The organism is Bizionia sp. (genome assembly GCF_048259285.1).
GTDB classification, from domain to species: domain Bacteria; phylum Bacteroidota; class Bacteroidia; order Flavobacteriales; family Flavobacteriaceae; genus Algorimicrobium; species Algorimicrobium hallyeonense.
In genome coordinates this window covers 1-12567 of record NZ_JBLXHU010000048.1, presented here as the reverse complement: position 1 = coordinate 12567, position 12567 = coordinate 1, and the positions used below count along the sequence as shown (strand labels likewise).

Here is a 12567-nt window from a genome sequence, read left to right as displayed (position 1 = left end):
TGTTGCGCTTGCTGTATCGCTTCTTGTGATTTTATTGTATAATTATTAAAGTTCATGTGTTTAAATTTTTCCTTTCTTTGTAGCGTATAAGTCAATAATCTTACCAATACGTTTTGAGCGACAAAATGTCGTTTTGAAGCAGTTGTAACGTGACTTTTCGTCAGTTTTAGAAGGAGTGAACTTTTATATTAAATCAGCAGGTGCAATACCAAAACGCTCTCTAAATTTTTTGTTGAAATAAGCTGAAGAACTGATGCCAACAGCATAGCGAACTTCTGAAAGTGTGAAAAAGGTTTTATTTTGAAGATAGGCAAAGGCCTTTTGCAACCTAATTTCTAAAATAAATTTTACAGGACTCATTCCTGTGTATTGTTTCATAATTCTAGCCAATTGGCGTTGGCTGTAGCCTACATAATCTGCTAGTTCTTTTATTTTGAAATCATCATTGTCTAGATTTTCAATAATGTAAGTTTCTATCTTTCGTAGTAGTTTTTGGTCAGAGCTTTCGGTTGTTGAAAGTTGATCAGTGTTTTCAAGTTGCCATTTTATACGTGACGCTTTGTTTTTTAAAAGGTTTTTAATGCGAGCAATTAGTTCATTTTTGTTGAATGGTTTTACTATGTAATCAGCAATGCCTAACGAAAACCCTTTTATTTTATCAGCTTCTAGAGTCTTTGCAGATATAAAAATAAATGGTGTGTATTTGTGTTTTTCTGTAGTGTTTATTTTTTCACGAAGCTCAAAACCATCAATCTTGGGCATCATAATGTCTGATGTGATTAACGAATAAGTTTTGGTTTTTAATAAATGTAAGGCTTCTTCACCATTAAAAGCGACATCACAATTATATATATCTTCAAGTAGCTCTTTTAGATAGGTTGCCATTTGTGGATTGTCTTCTACAATAAGGATGTGTTCTTTTGTTGTAGAATTATTATGACTTGAAAGCTTTTGTGGTATTTTATTAGTTACATTTTCAGTAATGTTTTCTGAAACTTGCAATGGAACTTTTAATGTAAACGTACAACCTTGTCCAAGCTTGCTATCAACGGTTAGGCTACCATTTAAAAATTCGGCAAATTCTTTTGAAAGTGCTAATCCAATGCCTATGCCACCAACTTTACTTGCGTTATCAGATTGGTAAAAGCGTTCAAATATTTTTTTCTGTTCATCATATTTGATGCCTTCTCCAAAATCGGTCACGGATATTGAAAGGACGTTGTTGTTGAATGCATCGTTAATAACAATTTTTGAGTTTGAAGGTGCATATTTGATGGCGTTTGATAGGAGGTTGTTTATAATTTTCTCAACCTTTACAATATCGGTAGTCACAAAAATATTTATGGATATGTTGGAGTTGTAGCTTATTTCTATTGCTTTGATTTGCGCCATGGAATGAAACGAAAACACGATACGTTCTAAAGAAGTACGTAAGGGAACAGTGACTTCGTTAAGCGTCATTTTTTGTCCTTCAAACTTGAGGAGTTCTAAAACTTCATTGGCGTCATCAGTTATTTTTTTAGTGTTGTCTAAAGCCACTTGAAGGTTTTTTTTAGCTTTGGTTGTATTGTCTAAATTTTCTAACGCTAAATTTAAGTTTCCAGAGACTAAAGTGAGTGGTGTACGGATTTCGTGGGCTATGTTTCCAAGGAACTTGGTGCGTAGCTGATTGATTTCTTGTTCTTTTTCTAGCGCCATTTGCACTTGCGCTTTTTTGCGTTTTTGTTTGTTTACCAACCAAAGAATTATAAATAAACCCACAAGCAATGCAGCAATACTGGCAAATATCCATTTGTTGTGTGCGTTTTTTTGCTTTATGATCTCTAACTCTTGAAGTGCTATTTCCTTGTCTTTTTCTGCAAGGTTGAACTTGGCATCAAACTCGGCAAAGGTACTTGTCTTTCGTTGCTGATAAACGGAATCTGTTACTGCTAAAAGTTCTTGACTGGCTTGTAGTGCTTGCTCTAGTTGGTTGTTTTTTTTGTAAGCATTAATCAAAGTTTCAAAGGTGTACTTTTTGTTTAATAGACCAATTACTTTAGATTGTTTGGCTTGTTCTAAATGTTTTATGGCTTGTTTGGTATTGCCTAATTCAAGTTCAGTATAACCTAATGCAAGTAATGCTTGGTCTCTTGCTATTTCGTAATTGGATTCTTCAGCATACTTATAAGCTTTTTTTGCGGCTAGGTTTCCTTCTTTAAAAAAACCTTTACTAAAGAAAGCGGCCGATTTGTTAAGGTTATAATGAACCAAGTTTTTAACATTAGTAGTATCTAAGTACTGATACGATCTTTCAGAAAAATATCTAATACTATCCAAGTTGTTACTCACTCTAGCCATATTGAGATAGGTAAGCTGTTTTTCAGAGTTTGGCGCATTATGGCGCTCATAAAGATCTAGCGCCTTTAGGTAATATGATTTTGCTTTGGAATCATTATAAGAATTAAAATTGTTTCCTAAATTATTATACACAATACCCATCCTAAAAGAATCTTGCATCTGTTCAGCATGCTCCAAAGCTTTGTTATAGTGATTGAAAGAAGCATCGCTTTGATCTTTTAAATTAAAAGAATAGCCTTTCATTAAAGCGACTCTGTATTTAAAATATGGGTTTTTTGTTTGTTCTATTAACTGGTCAAAATTCTGGATTTCCTCTAATCCTAAATCAATTTTTCCTTTGTTGAAGATTAAATGATAAGCCTTATTTATGTGAGACATCATTAACAACGAATCGCAATCACAAGTCTTGGCAAGTTTTAAGGCTTTGTCAAAATATACGTTTGAAGAATCTATGTTGTTTTGCTTTTGTCCTTTACGATGTAGAAAAGCAATCTTTTCTTCAGTAGATTTAAGTTTTAAAGAATCTGGAAGCAGTTGTTGTGACCAAATGGTTTGAAACAGCAACAAACAAATAATTGATGGTAGGTTTTTAATTTTCATAGTGGCTTTACTTACTCAAAGATACTAAAATACAGAATATTAGTGTTGCGATGTCCATTTTAAGTCGGTTGCTGTCCAAATAGAGTTAGGGTGTCTGTTTTGAGATGGATGATGTCCAATAATTGAAAGTTGAGACGAAGAGTTGTAGTTAGTTTTGTTTCCAATGTTAATTAATTTAGTAATGAAATACATAATCACATTAAGTTTCTTTATTTCATTTTCTGTTTACGCACAAGTTGGCATAGGAACAACAATGCCAAATGCGGTATTGGACATTAAATCATCCAATCAAGCTTTGCCAGAAAACACTGACGGGTTGCTTATTCCCAAAATTGATGAATTTCCATCGGCATCACCAACTAATTCACAAGATGGAATGATTGTTTTTGTAACAGGATTAGGTACACCACCAAAAGGGTTTTATTATTGGGATAATGGGAATAGCAATTGGATACAAGTAGGTAACTCGCAATGGATTGATAGTGGTACTTATTTAAGTCCCATTAATGGAAACACAGAAGATGTTACAATTGGAGGAGCTAATAATCCATTTGCAAAGTTAACAGTAAGATCAGACAAACCAATAAATGCATTGATAACAAATACCTCTGTTCAAAACGGGCCAACTTACGGAGTAAACACGTATTTAAATAACAGTTCAACAAACGCAAATTCTAAAACTATTGGGAATTTTAATGATGTATTTCATCAAGGAGCTGGTGCTTTGGTGGGAGAATATAATAAATTGTCAGGCACTGGTACAGGCAATCGTTATGGCGTTGATAATTTATTAACGGGTTCAGGAAACGGTGATCAAATAGGAGTAAGAAACCTCATTGATAATGATGGCAGTGGAAGCCGTACAGGTGTGATAAATGATATTCAGGGCACAACAAACGGACGACTTCAAACAGGCGTACTCAATGTAATTGACATAACAAGTGAATCTACTGTTGGGAATCATGCATTTCAAAGAGGTGTTCATAATATTATGAGTGGTACGTTTACTGGAAGTGCTGTAGGTGAACAGTACGGCATGGTCAATGAATTCTCTAATCCAAACACTAATGCTATTCGGATTGGCATTGTGAATCAATTTACAACTCAAGGTAATATTGATGTAGGCGTAAGCAATATTCAACATCCAGATTCAAACGCTTTTTATGGTGTGTATAATGTTTCCTCCTCCACAGGATCGAGTACAGGACCTTTCGTAGGGTGTTATAATTTAGTTTTGGGTGGTCATGGAGGCGATGGTGTTGGTGTAATGGGAGAAGCTCCTGCACAAAGCAATGGTTCTAGGCATTATGCTGCATGGTTTAGTGGTAGGGTTAGAATTGGTAATACGAGTTACCCAATTCCAGGTGATGGCTATATTTTGCCACAATACACACCATTGCCTCCTAATGCAATAGGTTCGGTAATGACACTTACAGGTACTGATCCAGAAGGTCACTACATTGCCACTTGGGAGTCACCTGGATCTGGTAGATATTGGAATACACTAGGTAATACAGGTGAAGATGAAAATACATCTTTTATTGGAACGATAGATAACGAAGGCTTGTCATTTAGAACCAACAATTATAGACGAATGTTTATAGACTCTAATGGGCATATAGGGATTAATAATGATACACCTCTAGAAGAACTTGATGTAGATGGTACTATTCGGGTTTCTGTTGCTGCTAATAATGGAGCTATATTAAAATCTTCCTATCAGTATAATCATCTATCTGACAATAATCTGGATTTTGGAGGATATTTAGATTCTTGGATGTATGCATCACAAGAAGGAACCAATGAAACTTCCGGAATATTCGGTAATACTGATTTTGTCACTATCTGGGCACCAGGAGACCAACAACGGTATTTACGCATTTTAGATGAAGATGCTTGGGGAGATAACGATGGTAATCCTTATAACAACAACGCAGAGGTAGGATATATTGGTACTGGTGGACAATATTTTCAAGCTTCAGATGAAAACAGAAAAAAGAACATTAAGAAAATCTCAAACCCACTTAAAAAAATTAAACGAATAAGTGGTTATACCTATCAATATAAACAAAATGATAATAAATCAACTATTGATTTTAACAAAACCACCTCTGGGGTTATAGCTCAAGAACTTTACAAAGTATTTCCTGAAGCGGTTGAAATAAGTAAAAACGATGAATATTTTGTGCACTATGCGGGAATTGTACCATTGCTTATTGAGGCTATAAAAGAGCAAGAAATTAAAATCAATTATTTAGAAAATAAGCTTCAATCAATTGAAAAAAGACTTCAATCGTTAGAAAATAAATAACAGTACATAAATATTATAAACAATGAGATTAATCAATAACTTATTTATAGTGACAGTATTTGCATTAATAGGATGCAGTAAAAGTGATGATGGCAATTCGTCTTCACAACAAAACCAAGCTCCACAAGCTTTCCAGCTTTCTGTAATTCCCAATAATGCTTCAAATGTAAATTTATTACCAACTTTTGATTGGTTGGAATCTACAGATCCAGATGGTGATACCGTAACCTATAGTTTGTATATGGATACGCAGAACCCACCAACCACGATTGTTCAAGATAATATTACCGAAACACAGTTTGAAATAACAGCACCTTTAAGCCATTACACCACCTATTACTGGAAGGTTGTAGCAACAGATGGACAAGTGAGTACAGAAAGCTCTAGTGTTTTTAGCTTTACTACACGAGGTTTGAATCTTGCTGTTGAAGCAACTAGTAGTGCTGGATTTATCCCTAGACGCTTTCATCAAACGGTGTCGTTTAACAACAAGCTTTGGGTTATTGGTGGCGACAATCACAATGGTGAAGACGAAAATGATGTCTGGTCGTCTACTGATGGTGTTACGTGGACTGAAGTTAATAACAACGAAAGTTTTTCAGGGCGTTGGGGACATACCGTTACGGTATTCAATAATAAAATTTGGGTTATTGCTGGTTATGATGGCACCAATGAAACCAACGATGTCTGGTCTTCTACAGACGGTATAACTTGGACAGAAGAAGCAAGTAGTGCAGGGTTTACGGCACGTAGCAAACATCAAACCATAGTATTTGATAACAAGCTTTGGGTCATTGGCGGAACTGACGTCAATGGCAATAACAACAGTGTTTGGTCTAGCAGCGATGGTGTCACGTGGACAGAAGTTACGGTATCAACACAGTTTTCGGGAAGGCACTCATTTTCTGCTGTTACTTTTAATAATAAAATGTGGATTATTTCAGGAAGTGATGGCAACGCCAAAAACGACGTTTGGTCAAGTAGTGATGGTATAACCTGGACAGAGGTTGTTAATTCAGCAGAGTTTTCACCTAGATACAGCCAAACTGCAGTTGCCTTTAACGATAAACTTTGGGTAATAGGTGGCGATGACGGCAATAACAAAAACGACATTTGGTATAGCAATGATGGAGCCAATTGGCATCAAGCTATAGAACACGCCACATTTACCGGACGCTATGGGCATACATCTACCGTATTCAACAATAAAATATGGGTCATTGGAGGCGATGATGATACTGGCACTGGTTTTCTAGGCGATGTTTGGTCTATAAACTAAATTCTTATTTACACAATAAACTTTAAATCTACTTAAACATGAAAACAATGGAAACAACAAAACACACACTTAACAAGATGGCAATAAACAAAATAATTGGCTTAATCATACTACTAACCTTAACTGCAACTCTATTTAATTGCAGTAAAGATGATGATGGTTCACACCAACTTCCGGAGCCAACCACTATGGAAAAACTAACTGCTGGTGATGGCAAGTGGTATTTCGAATCTGAACCTGGAGGTGAATACGATGAATGCTATAAAAATAGTAACATAAAGTTTTTAAATAATACTGCATTTAATCAAGAAACATATGGGGTTGATACTAATAATGAATGTGTTTTGCAAGGGCAGGGAGCAGCTAATTACGAATTAATTGACGACGACCAAATAAGATTTGATTATGGGGATGGTAATCCTATTTTATTTAGCATTGTATCACTTACGGAAAATGAGCTAATAATTCAAAACCCAGATCGAGGTATGCTTGTGTTTGACAAAACCCCAGGAAACTACGTGCGCGAACAAACTACCAAGGAAAAACTAACTGCTGGTGACGGGAAATGGTATTTTGAATCTCCTGCACATAATGCCTGTTATAAAAAGAGCTTTATACGCTTTTTTTCTGAAAACACTTTTATTCAGGAAATACACGATTTAGATAGCAATGATAACTGTGTTGTTCAATCAGGTGGCACAGGTTCAGGGATGTATGAAGTATTAAGTGATACCGAGATAGATTTCACTTTTAGCGGTAGTACAGCAAGTACATTTACCATTATCTCACTTACTGAAAATGAACTGATACTTCAAATTACGGCTAACGGGACTACATCAACAATTGTTTTAGATAAAACCGAAGGCTAATCACCTCCATACACAACATTAAAAACAGCTTACAATGAAAACAATAATACATTATTTGTCAAATAAAAGCATACTGGCAACGATTGCTTGTATGATTGGGATTTATGCTTCTGCGCAAATCACGAACATTCCCGATGCTAATTTTGAGCAAGCGCTTATAGACTTGGGCTACGACACCGTTTTAGATGGTCAAGTTCTGACCAATAATATTAATACTGTAACACATCTCGATATTGAAAGTGAGAGCATAACCAATTTAGCAGGGATAGAAGATTTTACAGCGCTTGAGTTTTTAAGTGTTACCAATAATTTATTGACCAGCTTAAATTTAAGTCAAAACATCAATTTGACCGAATTGCGATGCGTTTCGAATGAACTTACCTCAATAAACATTTCACAGAATACAGCATTGGAGCGTTTGTGGGTAACGGGAAATGACCTAACTGCTTTAGATGTAAGCCAAAACATTAGCTTGGTCGACTTGCGTTGTGCCAACAACCCATTTACCAGCTTGGATGTGAGCAATAACCCCAATCTTGAGTACCTCGTAATATATTGGAGTTCATTAGAAGTTTTGGATGTAAGCCAAAACATTAATTTAACACATTTGGATTGTAATGGGAGCGATTTTTTAACAACCTTGAACGTAAAAAACGGTACCAACTATTTAATAACGCATTTTGATGCCACAAATTCACCAAACTTATCGTGCATTCAAGTAGATAATGCGACTTACTCTACAACCAATTGGACCAATATTGATGCCACAGAATACTTTTCTGATTATTGTTTAGGATATTACTCTTACATTCCAGATGATAACTTTGAGCAAGCACTTATAGATTTAGGATACGACGATGTGTTGGATAATTACGTGTTAACACATAACATTAATAATATAACATCACTCAATGTAAGCTCTAAAAACATTGCATCCTTAAGCGGTATAGAAGATTTTACAGCTTTAGAAACCTTGGCTTGTGAAAACAATTCCCTGTTGGCTTTAGACGTACAATACAATCCTAATTTAGAAATACTATCGTGCTATAATAATGATTTAGTAAATTTATACATTCAAGACAATTCTAATTTAAAGACATTATCCTGCTATGGAAATCAACTACATACTCTTGATCTTGGATTGAACAATATTCTTGAAGAAGTACATTGTTTCAATAACCAGATAGAGATAATCAGTTTATTTAACAATACCACATTACAAGCACTAAATTGTTATGATAACGAACTTACTGCTTTAGACTTAAGTCAGACTTCTAGCTTGAGTTGGTTGCGTTGCGACAATAACCAATTGAAAGCATTGGATGTGAAAAATGGCAACAATAATCAAATTACATATTTCAATACATCAAACAATCCCGATTTAAGTTGCATCAATGTAGATGATGCCAATTATGCTACAACAAATTGGACTAACATTGATGCCACGACATCGTTTTCTGAAGCGTGTTCTGATTATTATACAGCTATTCCAGACTCCAACTTTGAACAAGCCCTGATAGATTTAGGCTATGATACTGCTATTGATGGGCAGGTTTTAACAGCAAGTATTGAAACTCAAATATTTTTGACTGTTAACTATGCCTCCATTTCAGATTTAACAGGAATTCAGGATTTTGAAATGTTGGAGAGTTTATCTTGTTCATATAACAATCTTACTACTTTGGATGTATCACAAAATAGCAATTTAACCTCTCTAAATTGTCAGGGTAATTTATTAACCTCTTTGAATGTGAATCAAAACAATAATCTTAGGTCGCTTTTTTGTGAAGGTAATCAACTCACAACATTAGACGTTAGTCAAAACACAAGCCTAGAGGGTTTGTACTGTATTAATAATGAAATAACAAATCTCGATGTGAGTCAAAACCCATTATTAGAAACTATTAAATGTAGTAACAATCAACTTATGTCACTTAATATTAAAAATGGAAACAATACCAACTTTTTCAATTTTGATGCAAAAGACAATCCTAATTTAAGTTGTGTAGAAGTTGATGATGTCACTTATGCTAATGCAAATTTAAGTTATGGTATAAATGGAATAACCGTTTTTTCTGAAGACTGTAATCCTTCATATACCGCAATTCCTGATGCCAATTTTGAGCAAGCACTTATAGACTTGGGTTACGATACCGTAATAGACGGACAAGTATTGACAAGCAATATTAGCACAGTTACCAACCTAAATGTCTATGCCAAAAACATTAGCGACCTAACCGGTATTCAGGATTTTTCAGCGTTAGAAGAATTGAACTGTGCTGCCAATCAGCTCACAGCTTTAGATGTTTCTCAAAATGCAAACTTGGAAACCTTGTACTGCTTTCAAAACCAATTACAAGCTTTAGATGTAAGCAATAATACCCAACTTACATATTTAGATTGTAGTAATAATCTGCTTACGGTTTTGGATGTAGATCAAAACCAATATTTAGAGCGTTTATATTGTACAGATAACGACTTATTGGTTTTAGATGTGTCGCTTAATAGTGACTTGTACACTTTAAGCTGTTACAACAACAATTTACACGAGTTAAATGTAGCCAATGCCAATAACACTAATTTTAATTTGTTTCAGGCAAACAACAATCCAAATTTAACTTGTATTCAAATAGATAATGGATTTACACCACCAACCGATAGTAGTTGGCAAAAGGATGCTACAGCTGCTTATAGTGATAGTTGTTCAACGTTGGGAATAGAAACAATAGCTATAGATACACTTAAGATATATCCAAATCCTGTTGAAGACTATTTAACTATTACATCAAAAACATCTTTAAAATTACATCTGTATAATCTACAAGGACAACTTGTAAAGACTGTAAAAGTAGATAAAAATACAACGGTTGATTTTAATGGCTTGCCGTCTGGATTTTATTTTTTAAGAAGTATAGATCACAACTTTTATAAAAAAATTATTAAACACTAAACATTGTTGATTAATGTTTTAAAAAACCTCGATATTTTATTACATTCGAGGTTTTTTATTTTATAAAACTTATTTTTACTGTACTTGAAAGTTTTAATTTTATTTACGACTGTTTTAGTATGGGATTTTTAAAAAACATATTTGGTTCGTCAGAACCTAAAGAAGAAAAGATACTGCCTTGGATAACGCTTAACCAAGTGACGCAATTAGCAGAAATTACCAAAAACTCACATAGCAAGCCACAGCTTATTTTTAAGCACTCTACACGATGTGGCATTAGCCGAATGGTTATGCGACAGTTTGTGAGTGATTATGAACTAACCGAAACTGAAGTAGACTTATATTATTTAGATTTATTAAACTACCGAGAGGTTTCTAATGAAGTAGGATATACGTTTCAGGTTATGCATGAGTCACCACAGCTATTGGTTATTAAAAATGGGGTAGTAGTTGCCCATGCATCTCATGGCGCTATTAATGATTTAGATTTGAGTACTCTGTCTTAAAACTACGTAACGTTACATATAGATTTTTTGATTTTTAAAGGCTAACTTCGTTTAACACTCAATGTGGATTGTTAGAGTAATCCGAATCTAAAATATTAGTTGCGAGTTTGACCAAAACCTATGAATGAAATTCCAGATGAATTAAAAGACTTTTACGACTCAATTGAAAATTTGAATTCATTGAGTATATGGAACATTTTGCTGATGAACTGTAATTAAAAACACAAAAAATGAAAAACATAATTTTAATTCCAATGATATTTATAGCCTCTATAAGCTGTAAGGCACAGACCATATATGATGTATCAACGCCTCCAGAAGTCAGGACCAATAGAAGTAATTATTATATGAAGGATATCAACAATCATAATGATGCTTTTGTAGGTGTTTGGAGATGGGAAGATGGCGCAAATTCCTTTGAGATAACCCTACAGGAATTTGAAATGTATAGCGACCCAATATCTCCCAATATTTATCGTGATGCAATTTATGGAAAATATACTTATATAGAAAATAATGTAGTTATTTCCCAGACAACCTCAATTGGAACTTTTGTGGATTCAAAACTGTATTTGGTATATAAAAGTCCAACTATCTACAGTGTTGTTATAAATGATGTAGTGAGCAATGATTATAAAGGAGGTACATTTACCTTACTAAATGCGAACACAGCAGTATTGGAGTTGAAAGATGTACCAGGAATTAGATTGGACAATCAAACCAATGGGGAATTTAGCCTTCCAACAAATGTTATTATGGTTAAACAATAAAAACGAACCACAACACTGTATATAAAAAATGGCAGTTAAGGGCTAAACTTTTAGTTTACTTCTTTTCTGCTATATTTGTTTTAACTGAAAATAGTAGCACACATATTCTGCTACTTTTCATATACGTAACCGTCAACCAAAACACATAAAAAAACACCCTTATTGGGTGTTTTTTTTATTATCCTCTTAAACTGTAATTGTTAATGATACGTTTTAATTTAAGTTTTAAATCTTCGCCAGTATCATATACCATTTGTTCGTTGGTAGGAAATGCCACGCGGCGGTTGTTAAGTAATTTTACATCTTTTTTGTTTAATGCTCTAATGTCGCCTCTGTAAGTTGCATAATGGTTTTCAAAAATAAACGCACTATCTAAACCAAAACTATCTAACACGTGGCCGTTTGTCATATCACTATAAATAACTTGCCCAATAACACGCGTACTTTTAGATTGATTTATTTCAAACACACGCGCTTTAACATTGATAATATTTGGTACAGTAACTGTGTTACCCAAACTATCTTTTACAACGTTACCATTTCTGTCTTTTTGTGGTTTTACACCATCTACAATTTGTTTCTCTCTCAAAAGCTGACGTTGATTTAAATGTTCTGGTGATACTACAATTTGTTGTAACTGTAGTTGCATTGCATAATCATACTGTATTTCAGGGTTGCTGTGAGCGTGATATTCTGTCCAAAAATCATTTAAACCATATGTGTCAAATTGTAATAAATCGTTTTCTAAACGTTTCGGAATTATTTGACGTGTTTGGTTTTCTATAGTTACAAGAACATAATCGGTCCCTAATTTGTAAGCAACATCCATAAGATTTCTGACATCTTTATAATCTGGATTTATATGCTCAATATCTTCAAGTAATGTATATGCAACACGTTTATCAAGCTTATTGTTGCTGTTTAATAAGGTGTTAGCATTTA

Annotated in this window: 8 protein-coding genes and 1 pseudogene; 6 read left to right on the top strand and 3 right to left on the bottom strand. The window is 34.2% G+C overall.

The annotated features are described in order from the left end of the window. Positions 1 to 183 precede the first annotated feature (183 nt). Entirely contained in the window at positions 184 to 2940 is a 2757-nt protein-coding gene (locus ACN0QX_RS13980; protein ID WP_417197831.1) for a response regulator, read from the bottom strand. A 39-nt stretch (positions 2941 to 2979) separates the two neighbouring features. Beyond that, the gene (locus tag ACN0QX_RS13975; RefSeq protein ID WP_417197829.1) at positions 2980 to 3132 is read right to left on the bottom strand and encodes a hypothetical protein; all 153 of its coding nucleotides are present in this window, start codon (positions 3130 to 3132) and stop codon (positions 2980 to 2982) included. Here ACN0QX_RS13975 and ACN0QX_RS13970 point away from each other — a divergent pair. The 6 genes from ACN0QX_RS13970 to ACN0QX_RS13945 all read left to right on the top strand — a co-directional run bounded on the left by ACN0QX_RS13970 (position 3122) and on the right by ACN0QX_RS13945 (position 11625). Then, entirely contained in the window at positions 3122 to 5251 is a 2130-nt protein-coding gene (locus ACN0QX_RS13970) for a tail fiber domain-containing protein (protein ID WP_417197827.1), read from the top strand. The two genes, ACN0QX_RS13975 and ACN0QX_RS13970, sit on opposite strands and share 11 nt — an antisense overlap. A 22-nt stretch (positions 5252 to 5273) precedes the next feature. After that, positions 5274 to 6530, top strand: a complete 1257-nt coding sequence (locus ACN0QX_RS13965) for a hypothetical protein (protein ID WP_417197825.1) — start codon at positions 5274 to 5276, stop codon at positions 6528 to 6530. A gap of 47 nt (positions 6531 to 6577) precedes the next feature. Continuing rightward, positions 6578 to 7399 (top strand): lipocalin family protein, encoded by an 822-nt coding sequence (locus ACN0QX_RS13960; protein WP_417197823.1) that lies wholly within the window; start codon positions 6578 to 6580, stop codon positions 7397 to 7399. A 34-nt stretch (positions 7400 to 7433) separates the two neighbouring features. Then, positions 7434 to 10349, top strand: a complete 2916-nt coding sequence (locus tag ACN0QX_RS13955) for a T9SS type A sorting domain-containing protein (RefSeq protein ID WP_417197821.1) — start codon at positions 7434 to 7436, stop codon at positions 10347 to 10349. A gap of 119 nt (positions 10350 to 10468) precedes the next feature. Further along, the gene (gene ytxJ / locus ACN0QX_RS13950) at positions 10469 to 10855 is read left to right on the top strand and encodes a bacillithiol system redox-active protein YtxJ (RefSeq protein ID WP_417197819.1); all 387 of its coding nucleotides are present in this window, start codon (positions 10469 to 10471) and stop codon (positions 10853 to 10855) included. Positions 10856 to 11085: 230 nt separating this feature from the next. Beyond that, entirely contained in the window at positions 11086 to 11625 is a 540-nt protein-coding gene (locus tag ACN0QX_RS13945; RefSeq protein ID WP_417197817.1) for a DUF6705 family protein, read from the top strand. A 178-nt stretch (positions 11626 to 11803) separates the two neighbouring features. Here the strand turns inward: ACN0QX_RS13945 and ACN0QX_RS13940 are convergent. Then, positions 11804 to 12567, bottom strand: a pseudogene (locus ACN0QX_RS13940) (hypothetical protein); the annotation flags it as partial.